The 21,892-nt window shown below is 66.7% G+C and carries 19 protein-coding genes and 2 tRNA genes; 12 read left to right on the top strand and 9 right to left on the bottom strand.

Going from position 1 to position 21,892, the window contains the following annotated elements:
• Positions 1-56: 56 nt before the first annotated feature.
• From KRR26_RS17970 to KRR26_RS17960, 3 genes are all read right to left on the bottom strand, one after another.
• The gene (locus tag KRR26_RS17970) at positions 57-1,334 is read right to left on the bottom strand and encodes a Stp1/IreP family PP2C-type Ser/Thr phosphatase (RefSeq protein ID WP_199723835.1); all 1,278 of its coding nucleotides are present in this window, start codon (positions 1,332-1,334) and stop codon (positions 57-59) included.
• A gap of 70 nt (positions 1,335-1,404) precedes the next feature.
• Positions 1,405-1,917 (bottom strand): FHA domain-containing protein, encoded by a 513-nt coding sequence (locus KRR26_RS17965; protein ID WP_120207832.1) that lies wholly within the window; start codon positions 1,915-1,917, stop codon positions 1,405-1,407.
• A 27-nt stretch (positions 1,918-1,944) separates the two neighbouring features.
• Positions 1,945-2,502, bottom strand: a complete 558-nt coding sequence (locus KRR26_RS17960) for a hypothetical protein (protein WP_233577252.1) — start codon at positions 2,500-2,502, stop codon at positions 1,945-1,947.
• Between the two features lie 196 nt (positions 2,503-2,698).
• Here KRR26_RS17960 and KRR26_RS17955 point away from each other — a divergent pair, with 196 nt between their 5' ends.
• Both KRR26_RS17955 and KRR26_RS17950 read left to right on the top strand, forming a co-directional pair.
• Positions 2,699-2,911 carry a hypothetical protein gene (locus tag KRR26_RS17955; protein ID WP_120207828.1) on the top strand — a complete coding sequence of 71 codons (213 nt, stop codon included), beginning with the start codon at positions 2,699-2,701 and terminating at the stop codon, positions 2,909-2,911.
• Between the two features lie 130 nt (positions 2,912-3,041).
• The gene (locus KRR26_RS17950; RefSeq protein WP_158611525.1) at positions 3,042-3,674 is read left to right on the top strand and encodes a DUF4349 domain-containing protein; all 633 of its coding nucleotides are present in this window, start codon (positions 3,042-3,044) and stop codon (positions 3,672-3,674) included.
• Positions 3,675-3,690: 16 nt separating this feature from the next.
• Here KRR26_RS17950 and KRR26_RS17945 read toward each other — a convergent pair whose 3' ends face one another.
• A complete protein-coding gene (locus tag KRR26_RS17945; RefSeq protein WP_120207824.1) occupies positions 3,691-4,302 on the bottom strand; it encodes a DUF2716 domain-containing protein in 612 nt (203 codons plus the stop codon).
• Between the two features lie 287 nt (positions 4,303-4,589).
• Here KRR26_RS17945 and KRR26_RS17940 point away from each other — a divergent pair.
• Positions 4,590-4,663 (top strand) — tRNA-Ile (locus tag KRR26_RS17940).
• Between the two features lie 67 nt (positions 4,664-4,730).
• Here KRR26_RS17940 and KRR26_RS17935 read toward each other — a convergent pair.
• Positions 4,731-6,239, bottom strand: coding sequence for a hypothetical protein (locus tag KRR26_RS17935; protein ID WP_217080389.1), 1,509 nt, complete (start codon positions 6,237-6,239; stop codon positions 4,731-4,733).
• Positions 6,240-6,465: 226 nt separating this feature from the next.
• Between KRR26_RS17935 and KRR26_RS17930 the strand changes: the two genes are divergently transcribed.
• From KRR26_RS17930 to KRR26_RS17905, 6 genes are all read left to right on the top strand, one after another.
• Positions 6,466-7,239: an SDR family NAD(P)-dependent oxidoreductase gene (locus KRR26_RS17930; protein WP_217080388.1), complete on the top strand. Its 774-nt coding sequence runs from the start codon at positions 6,466-6,468 to the stop codon at positions 7,237-7,239.
• A 106-nt stretch (positions 7,240-7,345) separates the two neighbouring features.
• Positions 7,346-8,479: a HEAT repeat domain-containing protein gene (locus KRR26_RS17925; RefSeq protein WP_217080387.1), complete on the top strand. Its 1,134-nt coding sequence runs from the start codon at positions 7,346-7,348 to the stop codon at positions 8,477-8,479.
• 382 nt (positions 8,480-8,861) lie between these two features.
• On the top strand, positions 8,862-10,247 hold the full coding sequence (locus KRR26_RS17920; protein WP_120207816.1) for an endonuclease/exonuclease/phosphatase family protein: 1,386 nt from the start codon (positions 8,862-8,864) through the stop codon (positions 10,245-10,247).
• A gap of 233 nt (positions 10,248-10,480) precedes the next feature.
• A tRNA-Arg gene (locus KRR26_RS17915) sits at positions 10,481-10,554 on the top strand.
• A 1,342-nt stretch (positions 10,555-11,896) separates the two neighbouring features.
• Positions 11,897-13,753 carry a hypothetical protein gene (locus KRR26_RS17910; protein ID WP_217080386.1) on the top strand — a complete coding sequence of 619 codons (1,857 nt, stop codon included), beginning with the start codon at positions 11,897-11,899 and terminating at the stop codon, positions 13,751-13,753.
• Between the two features lie 156 nt (positions 13,754-13,909).
• Entirely contained in the window at positions 13,910-15,103 is a 1,194-nt protein-coding gene (locus KRR26_RS17905) for a gamma-glutamyl-gamma-aminobutyrate hydrolase family protein (RefSeq protein ID WP_217080385.1), read from the top strand.
• Between the two features lie 148 nt (positions 15,104-15,251).
• On the opposite strand, the gene KRR26_RS17900 is transcribed toward KRR26_RS17905, so the two are convergent.
• Positions 15,252-15,623, bottom strand: coding sequence for a hypothetical protein (locus KRR26_RS17900; RefSeq protein ID WP_120209884.1), 372 nt, complete (start codon positions 15,621-15,623; stop codon positions 15,252-15,254).
• Between the two features lie 148 nt (positions 15,624-15,771).
• On the opposite strand from KRR26_RS17900, the gene KRR26_RS17895 reads away from it, so the two are divergent.
• From KRR26_RS17895 to KRR26_RS17885, 3 genes are all read left to right on the top strand, one after another.
• Positions 15,772-16,653 (top strand): NAD(P)-dependent oxidoreductase, encoded by an 882-nt coding sequence (locus KRR26_RS17895; RefSeq protein WP_217080384.1) that lies wholly within the window; start codon positions 15,772-15,774, stop codon positions 16,651-16,653.
• A 42-nt stretch (positions 16,654-16,695) separates the two neighbouring features.
• Positions 16,696-17,250, top strand: a complete 555-nt coding sequence (locus KRR26_RS17890; protein ID WP_120209886.1) for a hypothetical protein — start codon at positions 16,696-16,698, stop codon at positions 17,248-17,250.
• Positions 17,251-17,406: 156 nt separating this feature from the next.
• Positions 17,407-18,996, top strand: a complete 1,590-nt coding sequence (locus KRR26_RS17885; protein ID WP_217080383.1) for an MBL fold metallo-hydrolase — start codon at positions 17,407-17,409, stop codon at positions 18,994-18,996.
• A gap of 51 nt (positions 18,997-19,047) precedes the next feature.
• On the opposite strand, the gene cysC is transcribed toward KRR26_RS17885, so the two are convergent.
• From cysC to cysD, 3 genes are read right to left on the bottom strand one after another with little or no spacing between them, the layout of a single operon-like run.
• On the bottom strand, positions 19,048-19,608 hold the full coding sequence (gene cysC / locus KRR26_RS17880) for an adenylyl-sulfate kinase (protein ID WP_217080382.1): 561 nt from the start codon (positions 19,606-19,608) through the stop codon (positions 19,048-19,050).
• An 8-nt stretch (positions 19,609-19,616) separates the two neighbouring features.
• Entirely contained in the window at positions 19,617-20,876 is a 1,260-nt protein-coding gene (locus KRR26_RS17875) for a sulfate adenylyltransferase subunit 1 (RefSeq protein WP_120209889.1), read from the bottom strand.
• Positions 20,877-21,782, bottom strand: a complete 906-nt coding sequence (gene cysD / locus KRR26_RS17870) for a sulfate adenylyltransferase subunit CysD (protein ID WP_120209890.1) — start codon at positions 21,780-21,782, stop codon at positions 20,877-20,879.
• Between the last annotated feature and the right edge of the window lie 110 nt (positions 21,783-21,892).

The following is a 21,892-nucleotide window of genomic DNA, read 5'->3' as shown; positions in this document are numbered from 1 at the left end:
AACCCCCGATTCCTCCAGGAAATTCCGGACCGTCGTCTCCCGGACGGGGCGCGAGGCTATTCCTCGGCGAAGGGCTGGATGGCCTGGGCCACGGCCAGCTCCTGCCGCGCCTCGCTCAGCTCGGAGTTCGTGGCGCGCAGCCGGTCGCTCAGCACCTGGACGAAGCTCCAGAGCATCTTCACCGCGAGGATGGACTCGCGCTTCATGAGCCCCATCAGGTCCGAGCGCGCGATGACCATGGTCCGCGTGGGCTCGGTGGCGCGAACGGTGGCCGAGCGCGGCGCGTTGTCGATGAGGCCCATCTCCCCGAAGTGGCCTCCGGCGCGCAGCTCGGCGATCTCCACGCCGTTCTTCTCGATGGCCACGCGGCCCCGGATGACGACGAACAGCTCCTCGCCGGGCTGGCCCTCCACGACAATCTCGCGGCCCGCCGGGTACGTGCGCGTGGTGGCGATGGAGAGGACCGCCGTCTGCTCTTTGTAGGTGAGGTGGCGGAACAGCGGAATCTTGCGCAGCGCCTCCATGCGCGACTGCGCCTCGCTCGTCTCCTCGCTGGCGAGCGTGGCGCTGTCCCCGGCGACCTTCACGACGACGGCGGTGATGTTGTCCTTGCCGCCCCGCTCGTTCGCCATGTCGATGAGGCGGCGCGGGAGGTCCACCGGCGGCAGGCCGGCGACCAGCGGGAGGATCTCCTCGTCCTCGATGTAGCCGTGCAGGCCGTCCGAGCAGAGGATGAAAACGTCGCCGGGCATCAGGTCCACGATGAGCGTGTCGACCTGGACCGACTCCTGGATGCCCACCGCGCGGGTGATGACGTTGCGGTACTGCGAGGTGGCGGCCTGCTCCTTGGTGATGGTGCCGGCCTTGAGCTGCGCGGCGACCAGGGTGTGGTCCTCGGTCAGCCGGTGGCATTGGCCGTGGCGCACCAGGTACACGCGGCTGTCGCCCACGTGCCCGATGACGCCCTTGTTGCCGCCCACCGCGAGGCACACGAACGTCGTGCCCATGCCTCGCTTGCTCGAGTCCGTCATCGCCGTGCGGTAGATGTCTGCGCACGCGCGCTGCACGGCCACTTCCACCAGCGCCGCCGCCGCCGAGCGGCTGTCCGCCGTGGGGTTGCTCGCCAGATCCTTGAGCAGGTGCCGGTTGGCCGAGACGTGCTGCTTGACGACCTCCGTCGCGCGCGCGCTCGCCACCTCGCCCGCGGCGTGGCCCCCCATGCCGTCGGCCACCATGTAGAGGCCGAGCGGAACATCGACCAACATGGCGTCTTCGTTGTGTTGCCGTTTCCGGCCAACATCGGTCAGCCCGAAGGCTTCTGTGGTCAAGGCCACCGCGAACGCTCCCGTTATGCCTGAGGGGTGACTGCGCACGTTACGCAGTCTGCGGAAGACGTGGCAAGGCTCAGGACTTGAGCCGGGCGATCAACAGCCGCGTGAATCCGCTCGCCAGGTAGAAGGACACCTCCACCTGGCCGAAGCGCAGCCGGGTCCCGTCCTCCAGCACCGTCGCCTTGCGCGCCGGCAGCCGGCCCCCCGCCACCCACGAGCCGTTCTTCGAGCCCGCGTCGGTCAGCAGGAAGCAGGATTTCCCGGCATCCCACGCAAACCATGCATGAAATCGGGAGACACTGCCGTCATCGAGGACGACGTCGTTGTTGCCGGTGCGGCCCACGGTGATGCCCCGGCCGAACGCGTTGCCCTGCGACTTGACCAGGGGGAACACCACCGGGCCATCCCAACCCAGCGTGGGCGGCCCCGCGTTCGTCACGGTGTGCAGCCGGTACTCCTCGCCCTCTTCCGGAAGCCCCTCCACGGGCGCTGGCAGGAACACCAGCACCCCCGGCGGCAGGCCGCGTTCAAACTCACCCCGGTTGCGCAGGTACCGGGAGACGTGGGCGCTGAGCAGCTCGGCCATGGGGATGGGCCGAGTCTACTCCTGGCGCTAGCGCCAATCCGCGAAAAATCCGACCATCGGGCCGCCTACGAAGTCCCGGGCAACACTTCGGCGCTTCAGCATGAACGGCTCGGAGTAGCCCACCGCCACCCCGAGTCCCACCGCATCCCACTGGTACCCCAGTTGGACGCGCCCCGAGACGAGGCCGGCCACGCGCTTGTCGGCGGCCACATTGGTGAAGTGGGCGCCGTAGAAGACCGGGCCGCCCGTGACCTGGAAACCCCAGTGCAGGCCGCCCGACTCGCGGTGGTTGCGGTAGCCGAAGCCCGCCTGGACGGTGTGTTCGTAGTACGACGACACCGGCACGTCGTAGCCCTTCACGGCCGTGCCCGGCAGGGAGGCGGCCCAGGCCACGCCGCCCTCCAGGATGGCCACCCAGGCGTCGTGCCGATCCTGGAACAGCGTCGGCTCCCACTGCAGGCGCAGCTGGGGAATCACCGCGCCGTTCCGGAAGGACGTCCCGATGAAGACGTTGCGCGGCAACCAGAACGGCGTGGGCGACTGATGCGTCTCCACCTTCGACGCGGACGCATCGTCCTGGGCCATCGCCACCGAGCTCAGACCAAGCGAAAAAACCAGCAAAACACGGAGGTTGCGGAGCATGAACGTCCTTTCCCCCACGCCACGGGGTGCTTGTCAACCAACAGTTCGGTTGGCTATGACTGGGGGGTCACCTACGGATGGGCCGGGGCCGGTCGTTCACGGAACCACCCGCCGGGGGGCTCAAGGAGCTGGACACCGCATGCCAGTCGTAACTGTCCGAGCCGGCAACAAGCAGCGCTCGGCGCCGATGGACACGCAGTTCAACACCCTGGTCCGCAAGGCCACCGAGAAGGCCTCCGGCCTCCTCGAGCAGAGTGATCGGGTGCTCGTGGTGTATGGCAAGGGCAGCGCCAGCATCTACTACGAGGGAGACACCCACGAGTCTCCCGGCGCCGTGACCCGGGCGTCCTGAGTCCTCCGGGCCTCCGCCCCGCTTCCCCCCAGAAAATCTCCCCCCGCGAGGAACGGCGCGCGGCGCCAGTGCGTCCACCATGGAGTTCCCCGTCGGAGTTCCCCGTCGGGGACCTTCTCAAAGGACTCCTGTGCGCTTCGCTCCCCTCCTCCTGGTGTTCCTCTGCGTCGCCTGCGCGAGCGCGCCGATCCATGAACGGGCGCAGTCCCCCTCTTTGGACCTGTTGGGCGGTCCGGGCGCGGGGCGTGCGATCGCGCGCTGGTCGTCGCTGGAGGTCGAGCGCAAGGACCCCACCGCGGGGCCGCCCCTCGCGGTGGCGCTGGCCAAATCACACGGGGGCTATGCCGAGCAGGTGTCCACCCAGGGCGCGCGGCTGAGGATTCCGGCGGAGCGGCTGGATGCCTTCCTCGGGGCGGTCTCCGCGCTGGGAGAGGTCTCCCGGCGCACGGTGATGGCCGAGGATGTGACGGACGCGCGCCGGGACCTGCAGGTCCGCTTCGACAACCTCACGCGGGTGCGCGAGCGCTACCTGGAGCTGCTCCAGCGCGCGGCCTCCGTGGACGACGCGGTGAAGGTGGAGAAGGAGCTGGAGCGCGTCACCGCCGAGTACGAGTCCATGAAGGCGCAGCTGGAGTCGATGGACGGCCGCGTGACGCTGGCCTCGGTGAACGTGGAGTTCAGCCGACCCGTGCAGCCGGGCCCGGTCGGGTGGCTGTTCTACGGGCTCGTGAAGGGCGTGAAGTGGCTGTTCGTCTGGGACTGACGGCTCGGGGAGCGGCTCAGCTGTCTCCGTCGCACCGGCGGGCGCGGCGGAAGAGCTCGGGGAGGTCTCGCTCCACGGCCTCCACCAGCGGCCGCCCGAGCAACTCGTAGGTCTCGGATTCGAGCGGCCCGCGGCCCGGGGCCTCGCCGCCGTCCAGATTGCCCACGCGGTAGCGGGCCGCGAAGACGAAGTGGAAGTCCGGCGAGGCGAACGCGTGCTCGGGGTCCCCCGCGGGATGGACCTCCATGGCCCAGCGCGGTTCGAGCGGCGGCGGGTGGATCCCCCGCTCGGCGAGCGCGAAGTGCTCCCGCGAGTAGAGGCCCGTCATCTGCTCCAACGTGGCGCCGGCCTCGAAGGGGACGTGGGGGAAGAAGCGGTAGCAAGGGTGGTGCGGATCCAGCGCGTAGAGCCAACCTCCGGGGGGCACCAGCGCGCGGAAGACCGCGAGCATCTTCTCGGAGAGGTCCTGGTAGAGCGCCAGCCGCTCGTCATGGTCGAGCCGGAGCACGGTCTCGTCCACGACGAACTGGACGCCCCCGTCGCGAGAGGAGGGCCACGAACGGGCCAGCGCGAGGCGCTCCTCCTCTTCGACCAAGGCAATCCAGGCGTGGGGCTCGGAATCACTCATGCGGGGGACGCCTCCTGGGACGGGTATGGATCAGCGCGACGGAGGGGAGCAAGGGTGGCCCCCTGCCCCCGGGGCCAGGTGTCGCCGCCCACACCCTGAGGACCCTCCGGTCCGGCCTGGAGTGCCGCCCATGAACACGTGAATCGTTCGGTGCCAGAGAGGCGGCTCTACCCGCCGAGCGCAACGCCCACGGCGCGCGAAGGTGGATTTCGACGCGCGCGGGTGCCATCTGCGTTCCGAAGCACTTGCAGCGACGCGCTCGTCCCGCTATACGGGCGTCGCTTCACGGCCAGGTAGCTCACCTGGTTAGAGCGGCGGTCTCATAATCCGCAGGTAGTCAGTTCAAGTCTGACCCTGGCCACAGACCCCGAAGTCACTCTCTGAGTGACTTCGGGGTTTTCTTTTGGCCCCTGCCCGGACCGCGCGCGTCACCACATGCCAGGCTTCCAGGTGTCCGACGCCTTGGTGCTGCCAGGCAGCGAGATGGAAGGGGCGCTCTGGACCTGAGGCCCCAGAATGGCAGGCAGCGACGGAGTCAGGGTGCCCACGAACAAGATGCCGCGAACCCCGTCGGACGAAGGCTTCTCCTCGAGCTGGATATAGGAACTCTGGCCTGGAACCGCGCGGAGCCGGTCCATGGGCGTCGCACCCACGACCCCACAGACGAGGCGCCCCTCTGGGTTCAAGTCACAGCCCCACCGCGTCCCCTGGGCAAAGCCCACCTCCAGAATGGTCGGCGCCGTGCTCTTGGCGAGGAGGTGGGCCATGGGCGTGAAGTCGCTGTCCCAAGGCGCGCCCTGCTCGGTCCGGGTGTGGATGTTGCCAGCCAGCACGAGCTGAATCTCCTGGGGCTGGGAGGCCCGGCGCCTGCGCCAGACCTCGGCGAGCACCGCATCGCGCTCACTGCCTCGGGCCTCGTCGGTGTCGTAGGCCACCAGCGAGACGCGCAGGCCCGCCAGGCGCAGGCCTCGCACCCGATCAATCAGGTCGAGAATGGCGCAGCTGCTCCGCCCGTCTTGATAGGGCCTCTGCCAGAACCGCCCCGCCAAGAGACTGTCCTGGTTGGCCGGGGCACCGGGTGACGCCAGATAGGCGTCCAGCCGCGCCTGCTCCGCTGCGGGAATGGACAGCCCCAGGACGACGGGCAGGCCGGTCTCGGCGAGCTGACAAAGGATGTCTCCCACGGCGTGTGGCATCTCGTTCGAGCCGAGCTGCTCACCAATCAAGAGCGTCAGCGACGGGGAGATGAGCGGCTCGAGCCCGCGCACCTGCTCGCCGCACGTCCCCTGGACAGCCTCGTCGTCCTTCCATCGCGCCACGTAGAAGTCCGCGTCGCGCACCGGGGTGGCTCGCGGTTCGTCTGCGATGTTCCCGCCCACCAGCTCCAGCGACGGCGCGGACTCGAGCCGAAGCGTGAGCGCCTTCTCCAGCTCGAGATCTCGCTGGCCCACCTGAACCCCGCGCTGCTCGCCCTCGGGGCTCGCGGCGCCCGCGGAGAGTTGCGTGGGCCCCCGGGAGCGAAGGACCGCGTTCTGCTCCCCTCGCTCCCGCAGCACCTTCCACCACTGCTCCTGGTGCTCCACATCGTTCCCCATCTGGCGCGTGGACATCCGGAAGATGCGGACCACGGACTGCCGAGGCGCCACGCGCAAGCCCGTCACCAGATAGCGAGAGAACTGGACGTTGCCCGAACCGCGACGGTCCGGAGGCTTCCAGGTCGTGAGCAACTGGGTGTCGTCCTGGGTGTTCTCGAAGATGAAGCCGTGCTCCTCAAGAAGCTTGCGAGTCTCCAGCAGCGCCTCCGGCAGCGGCTTCTGGAAGACGTGCTCGTAGCGAGGCTGAGAGTCCTCCGCGGCCTCGGGATGCCCGCCGTGGGCACACCCCGCGCCAATGACAGACATCCCCAGCACCAGGATCGAAGTCAGTCGCCAATGCATGATTCCTCCGAGGCGCTCGCGCACGGCCACACGGCGCCCGATGAGTCTAGTGCCAAGCACGACACTCAGGCGAGCACGCATGGACTGGAGTCCCGTGGATTTCGAGTTTCAGGCCCCGGAAGCCAGACGCCGCGAGGTTCCCGAGTCAACGCAGCCTCCGACGAAGGCCTCGTGGCCCAGGGGCAACCTGGTGTACGCGGCAGGACCGCACTCAGGAGGCAAGGACATGGACCTGCAACTCAAAGGGAAGACGGCGCTCGTCACCGGCGCCACCGCGGGAATCGGCCTCGCGATCGCGCAGCGGCTGGTTGCCGAGGGCTCCCAGGTGGTGATCTGCGGCCGGAATCAGAAGAAGCTCGACGCCGCCGCGGCACAGATTGGAGCACGCGGGGTGCTCGCGGATCCATCGACCGCCACCGGCGCGGCCGCGCTGCTCGCCGCAGTTCCCGCGATCGACATCCTCGTCAACAACCTCGGCATCTACGAGTCCAAGCCCTTCACCGAGATCACCGACGACGATTGGCGGCGGTTCTTCGAGGTGAATGTCCTCTCCGGTGCACGACTCGCTCGCGAGTACTTCCCCGGCATGATTCAGCGCAACTGGGGCCGCATCATCTTCATCGCCAGCGACTCCGCGGTCATCGTGCCCCCCGACATGATTCACTACGGCATGACCAAGACAGCGCAGCTCGCGATCTCCCGCGGCCTTGCGGCGGCCACGAAGGGCACGCGGGTGACGGTCAACTCCGTCATGCCCGGCACCACCCGGTCCGAGGGAATCGTCGCGTTCCTCAAGAGCGTGGCGGAGAACCCGAACGCGCCCGAGGCTGAGCTCGAGCGGTCCTACTTCGCCAAGGAGCGGCCCACTTCGCTGATCCAACGAATGATTGAGCCCGAAGAGGTCGCGGCGATGGTGGCCTATGTGGCAAGCCCCCTCTCCGCCGCCACGAACGGCGCGGCAATTCGTGTCGACGGCGGCATCACTCCCACCATCGTTTGAGTCACGGCCTCCAACCACGGCGCGGGCCCCTGGCTCTTGGCCAGCCATCCCCGCGCCGTCGGGCACAGGATTGCGTCGGTTCACGCAGGAATGGTTTCGTGACGCAATGCCAAGACTCCTGGGTTGCATCCTGTCCCTGCTGATGCTCAGTGGTTGCGTGAGTCACAGGGAGCAGACGCCCCCGCCCTCCCCCATCGAGGCCCCGCCGCCCCTCTCGCCGACGACGTATCGCTTCGACGGCATCGAAGTGTTCGGGTCGCGGCGCCATCCCAAGGCGGACCTGCTGGCGCCCTACCTCGCTGGGGTTCCCGCCGAGGGTACCCTGCTGGACATGGCGTCGAAGGACGGCGACGCGTTCATCCAGACCTTGGCGAGGGGGAAGGAACACCTGTTGGCGCAGTATGGCTTCGCGATGGTCCGCAACTCGGTCACCGCCTACCAGAAGGACCGGACGCTGCGAGTCACCGTGGACGTGGTGGACCCCGAGGACGCGTGGAGACTTCAATATGATCCAGCCCCCACCGGCTCGGTGGCCGAGCCCGCAGGACTGCTCGCGGCATGGACGGCCTACACGACGCGCATGTGGCAGCTCGTCAATGCAGGCACCATCTCATCCGACGTCACGGAACCCTGTCGAGCCTTCCACTGCTTCTACGGCCCTGGGCACCCGGAGCTGATGAAGCTGGAAGAGCCCTTTCTGGCGGGAGTGCCGCAACACTTCACGGCGCTCGTCCAGATGCTGCACACGGACGCGGACCCGACCCGGCGCGAGGCAGCCGCATTCCTGCTGGCCTATGGCATCACGCGGGAGTCCGTGGTCGATGCACTGGTGCCCGCGATGAGCGATCCCCACGAAGCCCCGCGCAACGCGGCGATGCGAGTCCTTTGGGAGCTGCAAGAGAAAGCGGACCGTCCGCTGGTGCCCCTCGAGAAGGTGCTGCGCGGACTCCAAGGGCCCCTCATCACCGATCGGAACAAGGCGGCGGGGTTGCTCTCGGCCCTCGTCCATAAGGACGCCTCGGCGCGCGAGCGGATCCTCCGGGAGACCGGCGACCTCCTCTTGGAAATGGCGGGCTCGAAGCAACAGGTCGAACGCAAGCCCGCGCTCGATGTGCTGCGCACCCTGTCCCGCCAGGACTTCGGCGACGAGGTCTCCGCCTGGCGCGCCTGGGTTGAAAGCGCCTTGAGGACAGGGAAGGAATCCCCCCCTGCCTCCACCCCTCGTGCGCAATCCCGCTGACCGCGGAAGACCCAGCCCCGCTGCCCCGCTGGAAGCACCCCAGCCGCATCGCGGCAAAACGAGCATTCATGAGCAAACCATGAAGAAAGTGTGAACCGCGCGTGAGGCCCTCCCCCCAGCGATTGCAGGAGTCTGCGCCTGCAAACCAACGCACCGCCCGCCATGCGCGGCTGCGCATGGCGCGGGCTGCGGCCACTCGCTTCGGGGAACACAAATGCTTTGCAGGACTCAAGGTAGACCACACCCCCTCGACAATTCCCTCATGCGTCGCCCCCACGTGCCGCTGTCTCACGCACGGGGGATGCAGTCACAGCGCAGGGCCCCCCCGCGGCCTGACGACAGGCGCTTCAGTCGAGCGGCGGGAGTCTTCGCGCTCCTCACCTTGCTGGCCGCGTGCTCCGACGGGCGGAGATCCTACGATGGCGGCCTCCGACTCCCGGATGTCGAACTCCCCTCGACCACGCTGGGCCTCGACTACGAGGCCGTCTTCGCGGCGTCGGGTGGGGCGCCGCCGCTGCGCTACTATCTGAACGCACCACCCGGCTTCTCGTTCTACACAGCCGATGGACGACTAAAGGGCACCAGCACGGAGGCCGGTGACTTCGCGCTCACCGTCACCGTGAGAGACGCATCGGGCGACGAGAACACTCACACCTATGCGTTGAAGGTCTGGCCATTGCCTGAGATCTCCAACGCCACACTGCCCAGTGTGACAACCCAGGTCGATTACAAATACACCCTCCGGTCCACCGGCGGGTGCCCTCCGCTGGAATGGACTCTGATGGAGGAAGGCACGCTCCCGAGCGGCATCTCGCTCTCCCCAGACGGAGTACTGTCTGGTCGCACCGAGGCTCGCGGCACGTTTGAGGTTCCCTTCCGCGTTCGAGACGCCCATGGAGTCACGTCCGACGCAACGAAGGAGCTGGTGGTCCTTGGCCCCAACGTCCCGCTGGCGGTGGCCAATTGGAACATCGAGTGGTTTGGGGACAAACTCCACGGTCCCTCCGACGAGGCGCTGCAGTTGGCCAATGCGAAGACAGTCATTGCCCGCGCGGACATGGACTTCTGGGGCCTGGTGGAGATCGTCGACACCAACCAGTTCAATGCCTTGAAAGCACTGCTCCCAGGCTATGACGGATTCCTCGCCGACGACGCGTCGCGCGTGTCATCTGGGACCTACCACTACGGGCCCGACGACCAGAAACCGGGCGTGCTCTACAAGTCAAGCGTGGTGCAAGTGCTGCAAGCAGACATCATCCTCACGGAGTTCCGCTTTGACTTCGCGGGGAAACCTCCCCTGCGGGTGGACATGAGAATCAAACAAGGCGCCTCCACGGAGGACGTGACGGCAATCATCGTACATATGAAGGCCGATATCGGCTCGGACAATTACGCCCGCAGGTTCACCGCCGCCAAGGCGCTCAAGAGCTATCTCGATACCAACCTGCCCACGCAGCGGGTCATCGTGCTCGGTGACTGGAATGACGACGTGGACATGTCGATCGCCGGCCCGACGTACGACACGCCGTATCGCATGTTCCTCGACGACCCGAGCCACTATACGTTCACGACCCAGGCCCTGTCCCAAGCCGGCACCTCGAGCACCGCCAGCCACAGCACCTTCATCGACCACCAGCTCGTCACCGATGAGCTGTGGGCCGACTACACACCCAATTCCACCACGGTAATGGACCCGCAGATTCCTGCGTACAAAACCACGACGTCGGACCACTTCCCCGTCATCAGTCGGTTCAACCTCAGGCACTGAACGTCGGGAGCAGAGGGCGCGCTGCCCTGTCGGCAAAGACAGACACTGGGCGGAAGACCACCGACCGCCCCTTGATCCTCCGACAGGGTGCGCGGCGGAGGAGCGCACCCCAAGAGCCCCGAGGTTTCCAGGGTTCCCCACGAGCCCCAATCCCCAGGGGCTCCGCACGAGAACCTTCCGTTTCTCCGTCACATGCCGTAGCTTGCGCGCGCTCGAGCCGCACCGAGTTCGTTGGTCCCGTAGCTCAGTTGGATAGAGCGGCGGTTTCCTAAACCGCAGGCCACAGGTTCGATTCCTGTCGGGGCCGTTAGCCAACCTCCTGAATCTACTGGGGATTTTGCTCCAGTAGGTTCAGGCGCCGGAAACGGCGCAGTCTTCGTGGGGGCCACGTGGGGGAGCCTCGATTCCCCACCCAGCCGCTGCTCGGTTGGCCACCTCGGCCGACGCGTTCCGTGAGCAGCTCTCCCAATTGCCGCCCCCCCCAGCACTGCTGAGTCCACGACAATCTGCTGGGCGAGTGTCCCACACGCTCGTAAGGCTGTGCCCTTGCGCGCCCCGCGTGCCTCGCCCCACGGAGGAAGGCTGCCCGTCCGGAACTCGAAGCGGGCGTGGGGTGCGTCGTGGACGCGCTCGACCCATCAGCCTACCCAGCACACGCAAGGAGGCCACAATGAAGTCAATCATCGGAACGATGGTGGTTGGGCTAATCATTCGCCGTGGTGGCACCGTGCCGGAGGGTGGACCCGAGGAGAGCGCTGACGTCGTGACGTCCGAGGGCAATCTCATCCCACTGCGCACGAGCATCTACGAATACACACACGCGAATCCTCTCGAGGCGAGGGCTCTGCCCGACTTGCGCCTCACTCCCCCTATGCTATTCATGAACCGCAGAATCACCTGCAATCCGCAAAGGCTTTAGCGTGCATCGAATCATTCTCACCGCATTCGCAGCCGCCGGACTCCTCGCAGGATGTGGCCAGGGAATCGATACGGAAGCCACGACTTCTGCGACAATGGAGGCAACAGGCGCTAGCGCTCTCTCTGCGACCTACTGCCCTTCCGGCGAAACAGCCTCCACGGAGATGGAGTGCGTCGCCTGCTCCAATGGGCGACAAGGCGTGGGTCAGTTCATCTACTGCCAGCGGCCCGATGGCACCGTCTACAATGCTGGGAGGATCAGCCTGAACTGCCTCCAGCGCTGCGACCCCTGAGCACTGCGCCTGAAGGGTAGCGGCAAGATACGGCGAGGCGCAGAACAGGCCGCGCCTCGTTACAGCCAGTTCGTCCATCGGATGCCGAGGCCTGAGCAAGACTCAATCGGCGTCCACCGCGCAGTGCGGAAAGGGCGAGCGCAACTCATCCGGACATGAACCTACGGGCGGCGGTTCAGGAAACCGCAGGCCATGGGTTCGCCGCGTCTCATTGCGGCGGTGTGCGAATCCCGTCCGCAATCATGGGACGGGGGAGCGCTTCGCGAGGAGGGAGACGCTCAGCAGTCGCGTCTACTGTCGGCACGGGAGGCCGGCACACTCGACCCTGATTCGCCTCGGGCGCTCGTTTGCGGAGACGCCCCATTCTGTCAAACATGGAAGTCAACACTACACATCAAAAACCGAAAGGGTATGATTCACGCCCCTCCCCGGACTCCCATGTTCGACCTCATCCTCAAGCTGCCATACGAAGTGCAGCAGCTCATCCTCTCCTATCTGGCCCCTCGAGACCACGCAGCCCTCGCCATCGCCATCGAGGGCACCCAGGGGGAGGACAACGACCAGCGGATTGAAGCCTTCCTCCACCCTGGTCCCGCGCGTCGGATCCGAGCCCCGCCGCGGATGGACGGGGCCTTCATCAACTTCCTGCTGGGAGGCCTGAGCACCGGCTTCATGAACCTGAGGGACTTTCCGGAGCTTCGGCAGGCACTCCGACTGCTCACGGGCGATGCCCACATGGCCTTCTCGGGCTTCTACCGACTCTGCGTGGACCGGCAGGCGGAACTCGAGCGGGGTGGGGCCTTGCCCTTCTCGACGGCTGTCGCCCGGTGGCTGCCTCGCAGTGCGATGCACCGGAAGCTGTCGGGCACGGTGACGCGCTCCTTCCAGACCACGGGCGGCGGCGGCGACCGACCGGCGTTTCGCGGGGGCACCGCGCTGGAGCGGTTGTTCGTCGGGCACGGGGACCTCACCAGTTGGGTGGATGCCCTCATCCTCCTGACGCAGTACCGCAAGCGCATGTTCTGGACCAACCTGCAGGAGAACGCCGGCCTCTCCCACGTGAACCGGGGTGGAACCAGCTACCACACGTTCACCCAACTCTTCCTCGCCGAGCCGGACCGCACGATCCCCAGCTGCGTGTGGTTTCACAATGACAAGTCCAGTGACGGTGGAGGCGCCACGCGCGTGGTGAGCTTCTATGACACCCAAAACGGGACCCTGCTTGTCACGACGCCGAAGTTCATCGCCGGCCACCTCGACGCCATGGAGATCCTGGATGCCTCCTACGAGGAGGTCTACCAGATGCTGCGGCTCATGCGCCGCCTGCCCCCCTTCTGCAACGGCGACCCAGACGTCCTGCTCGCGACCTACCTGCTCTCGTTCCTCAACGGCAACGTGGGCACGGCCCTGCGCAGACAGCCCGGGCTCAATGGCACCCTCTGTCTGCGCAGAGCGAAGGTCAAGAAGCTGCTCAACACGCGCGCCTTCCGGATCGCGGACGTCACACTGACCATCGATCAGGCCTGCCTGACCGCGCTGTCCATCCTGTTCCTGACCGAGCCCCGGCACGCCATGCCGCTGTGGACGTCCAACTACGATGCGCTGTGCTGCATCGCGGAGGGGACGCTGACCTTCGACGACATCTTCGGGTGCCCGATGATCTTCGACGCCTCCAGCGGAGTGCTGATGCTCCAGCACGACGACGAGGGCTCCATCGGGCGTCTGCTCTCGTCGAACAACACCGCGGCGACCTATACGGACCCGAGCGTCCGGCATACGCGCAAGCTCAAGGAGCTGATCATGCCGGTGACCGAGCTCTTCATCAAACACGGCATGTTCAACGTCATCGCCCAGCTCACGCCCCTGCTCGTCAGCGAGATGACCGAGTATCGACGGGTGAATGAGATTGACTCGGACCTGCCCCCCTCGCTCCCCTGGTACGATCCCATCTCCGACGCGACCCGGGATCTGTCCTATGAGAAAGAACAGCCCTGGAGCGGAAAGGGAAGGAAGCCCAAGCCACTCAAGATGGTCCCACCCGGCTGGGACGGTGTGCTCCCGAACAAGGAAACGCGAAAGAAGTCCAACGCCGTGGTGAGGTCCATGGGCAGCACGCTGGACTCCTGGGGCCAGGAGCACCACGTCTCAAGGCGACAGCAGGAGCGATTCTCCCAGGCGCGCCAGCTCACCGTCCTCGCGCCGGTGTTGAAGATCCTCCTCTTGCGGCTGCTGCGCGGGCGCAACGCGCTCCTGCTGGAGAAGCTCCTCATGCTCGCGCGGCAGATGTCCGAATAGGTCCGCCCCCTGCCCTTCCGCGAGCGCAGGGCGGCGCGCGGTGAGGGACGCTCCTGGCGCATCGCATCCCGTCGCTCCCGACAGGTACGCGGGACGTCCCGCGTCCTTTCATGATCCCACGGCAGAACAGAGATTCCCCCTCAGGAGACGAGGCACATGCCCCAGGCAAGGGTGCTGATTTCGCGAGGCTCCGCCGACGGCGGATGGGCGACAGACGTCGCGCAAGCGCTGGTGGACACGGATGGACAGGTCACCGTGGACACCCTCTCCACCAACATGTTCAACACCACCGAAGGCAGTCCTCGGGGACAGATCATCCGAATGTCCCAGGTTGCCCAGATCGGTCAGACCTTCGCGCCCACTCCCCAGGCCACGGCCCCACTGCTCGCGAGCTTCGCGGGCATCCTCGCGGACAACCGGGCCGTGGATGGCTCCCTGGCCGTGGCATACAGCGCCTGTTCCCGGCTGCTGTCCAACTACACCCACGTGGCAGTGCCACCCACGGGCGCGGGAACGATTCCCATGGCGATGCATGACTATGCCATCGCGCCGATCAGGCGGCTCAGGCACGCGCTCCGGCGCTTCCCCAACCTCCAGCCCAATCCTGACCTCCATCAGGTGAACCTGGGCGCGCCTGGCGAGCAGTTCCTCTCCCCCTGGTTGCAATTCGACGTCGGGCAGTATGGCCGTTCGCTGCTGATCGAGATGTGCCTGATCACCGCAGCCTATCGGAGAGGGATGCCTATCTACGCCACCTGCCATGGCGCCCAGTTGATGTGGTTCATGCTCGGCGGACGGCTGCACCGGATCCCCACCTCGACGCAAAACCGGGGGTGGAGGGCGGGAGGGACCTCGGTCTCCATCTCGGGCGGGATGATGCGCGTGCGAACGCTGAACCCCAACGACAGCAAGCAGCACTACTTCCGCAATCCCACCGGGCCCAACATTGGTCGCACCCGGAGGAATGCGCATGAATGGGTGGAGGGTGAGAGCAGTCCCCAGGCGCCCATGACCCTGCCCGAAGTGCAGTCTCGGGGCCGGATGCGCCAGTTGATGAAGAACATCCGCCAGTTCGACTTCCAGCATGCGTCGTACATGGTTGGCGACCTTCCCGAGGCCCAGGCGGAGTTGGAGCCGCATCCCCTCGTGCGGTGTCCGCCCCCAGTCGGGATGCACGCGGTAGGGCTGCTCCCCACGGACCTGCCCGGCATCGTGGGGGCGTATCAGATCAAGTCGGTCTACGCGTTCCAGCACCATCCTCACAAGGTCGCGCAAGTGGACCCGGAGGCCCGCGCCTTCCTGCGCGGATGGCTGGGCCTCCAGGCGAGCTTCAGCATTCCCTGGCTCTAGGCCGCGCGGTGCCGTGGACGCCACTGAAAATCGAGTCGCGCTACGGCCCTGCCCTTCCCCCGAGACGGGGCCTCCGGCGGGCACACCGGCCCGATTGACTGGCATCGGGCCGCTTGCCATTACCCACCGGAGCCCCTCCGCACCTGCGTCAGTTGGCCCGGTAGGTCGTGTCGAGGATGCCGATGCCCGCGCCCTCGACATACAGGGTGACTCGCGTGCCCTGCGTCGCGGCCTGGGTGGCGCGCTCGAACAGCCCCAGGCGCTCGGCTTCGCTATACTGGTAGCCACCAGCTGAGGCGCTCGCTCCCAGGTAGTAGTAGTTGCCGACGAGGCTCCCGGTGCAGCCCGCCCCGGTGTACACCTGCACGACCACGTAGCCCTGACCGTAGGTGACGTTCGGCTGCCGAGTGTATGTCGCTGAGCAGACGTAGCCATTCACGGTGATGGGGGCCGCCACGGCCGTGCTGGCAAACCCGACCAACATCATCCACGCCGAAACAACGAGGGACGCTCGCTTCATGGTGTTGTCCTTTGATGCTATGGGTTGAGGTTGAGACCCTCTCGCCGGAATGGGCGTGGGGTCCGGAATGCGCCTTCGCAGTTCCGCGCGAGTAACGTCCGAAACGGCGTTTCTTCGTCACCTCCCGAACGCCAGAGAGCAATCCACGATGCCAGCCAACCGTCCGACAAAGCTTGCAGTCATTGGGAGTGGGCTCATGGGAACCGCGCTGGCGCGAGCGTTCGCGGCGGCGGGCCATGAGGTCGCCGTTTGGAACAGGACCCACGCCAAGGCCCAGGCCGTGAGTGGTGGCACCCATGCATTCGAGGACCTTCGCGAGGCCGTCTCCGGCCGCGAACTCGTCATCGTCTCGCTGTCCAACTATGCCGCGTGTACCGAGCTTTTCGCATCGCCCTCCATCTCGGCGGCACTCACCGGGACAACGCTCGTTCAGCTCACCAGCGGCTCCCCCTCGGACGCGCGGAGCGGCGCGGAGTGGGCGCAGGCCCACGGCGTGAACTACCTGGACGCCGCGATCCTCGCGTACCCCAGTTTCGTCGCCACGGACTACGCCACCGTGTTCTACGCCGGCCCTCGCGCGCTCTTCGAGCGCCACCGAGAAGCCCTCCAGGCGATTGCCATGAACTCGGTCTATGTCGCCGAGGCGATCGGCTCCGCCGCGACGCTCGACTGTGCCATCCTGGAGGCCTACTACGGCGGCTCGCTGGCGGTCCTCCACGCTGCGGCCATGTGCAAGGCCGAAGGGCTCGACCCGAAGCTGTTCTTCGCCCAGAAGCACTCGTTCCTCGGCCTCATCTCCGTCACGGCCGACGCCGCCCAGGGCATGGTCGAGCGCGACGACTTCACCGGCGACCAGTGCAGCCTCAACACGCATGTCGCCGCGATCGAGCACATCGTCCGGTTGAGCCGCGATGCCCGCATCAGCGCGCGCTTCCCCTTGGAACTGCTCGCGAACTACCGACGCGCCCTCGGAGCGGGGTTGGGAGAACAAGAGCTGCCCGCGGTGTTCCGTACACTCGCCCAGGACTGAGCGAGGTTGCGGCGAAGGCTGCACCCGTGAGGAAGTGCCCAGATGGGAGACCACATCACGAACAACCTGGCCCCCGGCGCCCCGCATGTCCATGCGAGCAACGGGACTCTGGCCACGTTCTTCGATGTCCTGACGCTCGCGGCGACGGCGCGAGCGCGGACGACGTGGGAGCTGCAGTTGGCACTCTGGCTCGCGGAGAGCGACCAGACCATCCTGGGACTGGGCATGGTGGGGTTCGATGTCTCCGAGCTCGGGTGGACGGCGGAGGCGTTCGAGGACCAGCGGCGATTCCTCCTGGAGATCATCGACGGAGCCATGGCTCGCGAGGGATGGGAGCGACTTCCCTTCGCGCTCCATGACGCCACCTGGGTCATCGCCCTGCTCCGTCAGGTGCGTGAGATGGTCGAGCGGCTTCCTCGCGAGGCGCTCCCAACGCCCCATGTCAGGACGTGGCGCTGGCACGACGGACTCCCAGAATATGGGCGCTGCGAACTGCATCACGTCTATCTGCACGCCGCGGGGTGCATCCTCTGCAATGAGGCCCCTCTGGAGGTGCCCGTTCCGCATCGCACAGCGCCCCCCAAGCGCGCTTCGTAGCCCGATGCGATAACCCAGCGCGCTCGAAGCAACTCGTCACCTTGGGTCGTTCATGACAGCCACCCCGCCTTGTCCATCTCGACTTCAAGATTGCGCTCGGGCGAGCGGGCCGCGTGGGCTTGACGCCGTTTCCCTGCTCGACAACATTCCCCGCCAATGCTCGACCGCCCGATGTACCTGAAGCCAGACGTTGCCCTCGAGCCGCTCTACAACCAGTGGTACGTCTGGTGGTTCCTGCTGTCTCCCGCCACCGCGCCGCTCTTTGTCACGCGATTGCATCTGAAATTGATGCAGTCCTTCGTGGCCAATCCAGACGTGCACGTCGCCGCCCTGCAGAACCCGGCGCTGATGGGCGGTCCCTTCATCAACCACCCGGTGGCGCGCGTTCCCCAGGTGAAGGCCCTGCTGGAGCGCACCACGCGCGAGCAGGCGCACATGCTGGCCTACGCCGCCGCGCTGACGGAGTTGGAGCATCTGCTGGCCAGCGCGAAGGGCGACTCGCTGGAGCCGCTCTACCCCAAGGTGCCGGACCTGCTGCGCGGCTACGTCGAGCTCACGTATGACCTGAGCCACCGCGCCAGTGCTCGCATCATCGAGCCCCTGCTCTACCGCAGCCCCTACTACCGCGAGGCCTCCCAGAGCATCGCGCTCATGCGCGTCAGCGCAGACGCCCGCAAGTACATCTTCAGCACGCCGCGCCTGGAAGGCGACACACCCCTGTGGCTCCAGGTGCCGTTCCGTCACGAGGGCATCGACGCCCTCTTCCGCATGCGCACCACGCCGGGCTCACCCGGGCAGGTGGCGGAGATGCTCGGCGTGCCCCAAGACGCCGCCCCCGCGTTCGCCGACCTCTTCACCGAGACACCCCCACGCAAGCCCGAGCCGTACACGGGCTCCGGCGTGCGCGTGCGCTACTTCGGCCACGCCTGTGTGCTGCTGGAGACGCGTGAGGTGAGCGTGCTCACCGACCCTGTCATCAGCTACGAGTTCCCCACCGAGCTGTCGCGCTTCACGCACGCGGACCTGCCCGAGAAGATCGACTACGTCCTCATCACGCACGGCCACGCCGACCACTTGATGATGGAGACGCTGCTCCAGCTCCGCCACCGCATCGGCACCATCGTCGTGCCGCGCAACAACGGCGGCAGCCTCGCGGATCCGTCGCTGCGACTCATGCTCGAGCACACGGGCTTCCGCAACGTCGTGGAGATCGACGACTTGCAGGAGATTCGCATCCCGGGCGGCTCGCTGACGGGCATCCCCTTCATGGGCGAGCACAGCGACCTGACCATCCAGGCCAAGACGGCCCACCTCGTGCGCTTGGGCGGTCGCGCCATGCTGATGGCGGCGGACTCCAACGCCATCGAGCCTCGGCTGTACGAGCACCTCAAGTCCCTGGTGGGCCCGCTCGACATCCTCTTCCTCGGCATGGAGTGCGAGGGCGGCCCGATGAGCTGGATGTACGGCCCCCTGCTCTCCCAGCCGCTGCCTCGGAAGATGGACCAGTCGCGCCGCCTCAACGGCTCCAACGCCGCGCGCGCCACGGAGATCCTCAACCACCTCCAGCCGCGCGAGTCGTACGTCTATGCCATGGGCCAGGAGCCCTGGCTCCGGCACGTCATGGTGCTCCAGTACGACGAGACCGCGCCGCAGATCATCGAGTCGAACCGCTTCCTCGACATCTGCCGCTCGCGAGGCATCCCCGCCGAGCGCCCCTTCCTGAAGCTGGAGCGCATCCTCGAGTAGCCGTGCGCGCGGGCTGCCTCCCCACCGAGGCAGCCGCGCCCACGCCGTGACTCAGGCCGCGCTGGCCGTCGGGCCGAGCAACCCCCGAGCCCGCAACAGGTCCAGGATGCGCCCGAGGCTCGCTTCGACCGTCTCCGAGTCCGAGTGCACCACCAGCTCCGGCGACTCCGGAGCCTCATACGGATCCGACACGCCGGTGAAGTGCTGAATCTCTCCAGCGAGCGCCTTCTTGTAGAGCCCCTTCACATCCCGAGCGATGAGCGCGTCCAGGCTGGCCTGGACGTAGATCTCGATGAACGGGATGCCCGCCTCGGTGGCGAGGTGCCGGACCTCTTCACGAGAGGCCCGGTACGGCGAGATGGCCGCGGTGAGGACTCCCACGCCGTGCTTGGCGAGCAGCCGCGCGACGTAGCCGATGCGGCGCACGTTCTCCTCGCGGTCCTCGCGGCTGAAGGTGAGCCCCTTGGACAGCCAGGTGCGCACCTCGTCCCCATCGAGCCGCTCGATGCTGCGCTCCGTCTCCAGGCGCTGCCGGAGCAGGCCGGACAGCGTGCTCTTGCCCGCGCCCGACATGCCCGTCAGCCACACGATGAATCCCACCCGCTGCTCCATCCATCACCTCAAACGGCGGCGCCGTTGATCATGCCCGCGCCCACGGTGGCGTTCGTCCCCTCGTCGACGAGGATGAAGCTGCCCGTGTTGCGATTGCGTCGGTACTCGTCGAAGAACAGCGGCACCGTCGTGCGCAGCGTCACGCGGCCAATCTCGTTGAGCTTGAGCCCGGGGCTCTGCTCGTCGCGGTGCAGCGTGTTCACGTCCAGCCGGTAGTGGAGCTGCTTGATCATCGCGCGCGCCGAGCGCGTGGTGTGCTTGATGGCCAGCCGCGCCCCGGGCTGGAGCTGCGACGCCTCGGACAGCCAGCACACCATCGCGTCGATGTCCTGGCCCACCAGCGGCGGGTTGCCCGGCCGGCAGATCATGTCGCCCCGGCTGATGTCCAACTCCTCCGCCAGTGACACGTTCACCGACATGGGCGGGAAGGCCTCTTCCAGGCTCTTCCCCGCCAGCTCCAATGACTTGATGCGCGTGGTGAAGCCCGAGGGCAGCACCATCACCTCATCGCCCGGACGGAGCACGCCCCCCAGCACCGCGCCCGTGTACGCGCGGTAGTCGTGGAACTTCTTCGCGGACGCGGGGCGGATGACGCCCTGCACCGGGAAGCGCACGTGGATGAGGTTGCGGTCCGACGCGATGTGCACGTTCTCCAGGTGGTGCAGCAGCGTCGGGCCCTCGTACCAGGGCATCTTCTCCGAGCGCGTCACCACGTTGTCTCCGCCCAGCGCGGAGATGGGGATGAACGTGAGGTCCTGCACGTCCAACTTCATGGAGAACTGGCGGAACTCCTCGCGGATGGACTCGAACACCCCGGCGTCGAAGTCCACCAGGTCCATCTTGTTGATGCAGAGCACCAGGTGCGGCACGCGCAGCAGCGACGCGATGAACGCGTGGCGGCGCGTCTGCTCCAGCACGCCCTTGCGCGCATCCACGAGGATGAGCGCGAGGTCCGCCGTGGACGCGCCCGTCACCATGTTGCGCGTGTACTGCAGGTGTCCCGGCGTGTCCGCGATGATGAACTTGCGCTTCACCGTGTTGAAGTAGCGGTACGCCACGTCAATGGTGATGCCCTGCTCGCGCTCGGCCTTCAGCCCATCGAGCAGCAACGCCAGGTTGACGTACTCGTCCCCACGGGACTTGCTCGTGCGCTCCACCGCCGCGAGCTGATCCTCCAGGATGGATTTCGTATCGTAGAGCAGCCGGCCAATCAGGGTGCTCTTGCCATCATCGACGGAACCCGCCGTCGCGAATCTCAGCAGTTCCATCTAGAAGTATCCCTCGCGCTTGCGGTCTTCCATTGCCGTTTCACTGAACTTGTCGTCCGCGCGGCTCGCGCCTCGCTCCGTCACCCGTGACGCCTTGATCTCGTGGATCACCTGCTCGATGGTGTCCGCGGTCGACTCGACGCAGGCCGTGCACGTCATGTCGCCCACGGTGCGAAAGCGCACCGCGGCGGTGGAGACGGACTCTCCGGGCAACAGCGGGAGGAAGGGCGACCACGCCATCAGCATGCCGTCGCGACGGAACACCTCGCGGCGGTGCGTGAAGTAGATGGAGGGCAGCGCGACCTTCTCCTGCTCGATGTACTGCCACACATCCAACTCGGTCCAGTTGGACAGCGGGAACACGCGGATGTGCTCACCGCGACGGTGACGCCCGTTGTAGAGGCTCCACAGCTCGGGCCGCTGGTTCTTCGGATCCCACTGACCGAACTCGTCACGGAACGAGTACACGCGCTCCTTGGCGCGCGCCTTCTCCTCGTCACGTCGCGCGCCACCGAACACCGCGTTGAACCCATGCTGCTCGATGGACTCGAGGAGCGGCTGCGTCTGCAAGCGGTTGCGCGACGCGCGCGGCCCCTTCTCCTCCGTCACCTTCCCCGCGTCGATGGCCTCCTGCACCGATGCGACGATGAGGCGCGCGCCCAGCTCCGCCGCGCGCTCGTCTCGGTACTTGATGACCTCCGGGAAGTTGTGTCCCGTATCCACATGCATCAGCGGGAACGGGAGCGGCGCCGGCCAGAAGGCCTTCACCGCCAGATGCAACATCACCGCGGAGTCCTTCCCGCCGGAGAACAGCAGCACCGGTTTATCGAACTCGGCTGCTACTTCCCGAATGATGAAGATCGATTCCGCTTCCAGCGCCTCGAGGTGCGACAGCTCGTAGCTCACGAAGAAGCAAGGTAGCACAGGTCCCTGTCATCCCCGCTAGCCGTCCCCTACGAGGAAACGGGGTCAGCGTCGTGAGCTTCGCCCAATGAGACATCGCTCAGGGGCCGGTG

It is taken from the genome of Citreicoccus inhibens, from assembly GCF_019039035.1.
Taxonomy (GTDB): Bacteria; Myxococcota; Myxococcia; order Myxococcales; family Myxococcaceae; genus Citreicoccus; species Citreicoccus inhibens.
Note: the sequence above shows the minus strand (reverse complement) of the source record. Positions and strands in the feature narration are given on the sequence as shown.

What these genes read in the sequence shown, in the direction of transcription:
- KRR26_RS17965 (WP_120207832.1), bottom strand. Translation starts at nt 1,917, where the DNA reads ATGGCCGAGCTGCTCAGCGCCCACGTCTCCCGGTACCTGCGCAACCGG.
- KRR26_RS17960 (WP_233577252.1), bottom strand. Translation starts at nt 2,502, where the DNA reads ATGGCCCAGGACGATGCGTCCGCGTCGAAGGTGGAGACGCATCAGTCG.
- KRR26_RS17955 (WP_120207828.1), top strand. Translation starts at nt 2,699, where the DNA reads ATGCCAGTCGTAACTGTCCGAGCCGGCAACAAGCAGCGCTCGGCGCCG.
- KRR26_RS17945 (WP_120207824.1), bottom strand. Translation starts at nt 4,302, where the DNA reads ATGAGTGATTCCGAGCCCCACGCCTGGATTGCCTTGGTCGAAGAGGAG.
- KRR26_RS17935 (WP_217080389.1), bottom strand. Translation starts at nt 6,239, where the DNA reads ATGCATTGGCGACTGACTTCGATCCTGGTGCTGGGGATGTCTGTCATT.
- KRR26_RS17930 (WP_217080388.1), top strand. Translation starts at nt 6,466, where the DNA reads ATGGACCTGCAACTCAAAGGGAAGACGGCGCTCGTCACCGGCGCCACC.
- KRR26_RS17925 (WP_217080387.1), top strand. Translation starts at nt 7,346, where the DNA reads ATGCCAAGACTCCTGGGTTGCATCCTGTCCCTGCTGATGCTCAGTGGT.
- KRR26_RS17910 (WP_217080386.1), top strand. Translation starts at nt 11,897, where the DNA reads ATGTTCGACCTCATCCTCAAGCTGCCATACGAAGTGCAGCAGCTCATC.
- KRR26_RS17905 (WP_217080385.1), top strand. Translation starts at nt 13,910, where the DNA reads ATGCCCCAGGCAAGGGTGCTGATTTCGCGAGGCTCCGCCGACGGCGGA.
- KRR26_RS17900 (WP_120209884.1), bottom strand. Translation starts at nt 15,623, where the DNA reads ATGAAGCGAGCGTCCCTCGTTGTTTCGGCGTGGATGATGTTGGTCGGG.
- KRR26_RS17895 (WP_217080384.1), top strand. Translation starts at nt 15,772, where the DNA reads ATGCCAGCCAACCGTCCGACAAAGCTTGCAGTCATTGGGAGTGGGCTC.
- KRR26_RS17890 (WP_120209886.1), top strand. Translation starts at nt 16,696, where the DNA reads ATGGGAGACCACATCACGAACAACCTGGCCCCCGGCGCCCCGCATGTC.
- KRR26_RS17885 (WP_217080383.1), top strand. Translation starts at nt 17,407, where the DNA reads ATGCTCGACCGCCCGATGTACCTGAAGCCAGACGTTGCCCTCGAGCCG.
- cysC (WP_217080382.1), bottom strand. Translation starts at nt 19,608, where the DNA reads ATGGAGCAGCGGGTGGGATTCATCGTGTGGCTGACGGGCATGTCGGGC.
- KRR26_RS17875 (WP_120209889.1), bottom strand. Translation starts at nt 20,876, where the DNA reads ATGGAACTGCTGAGATTCGCGACGGCGGGTTCCGTCGATGATGGCAAG.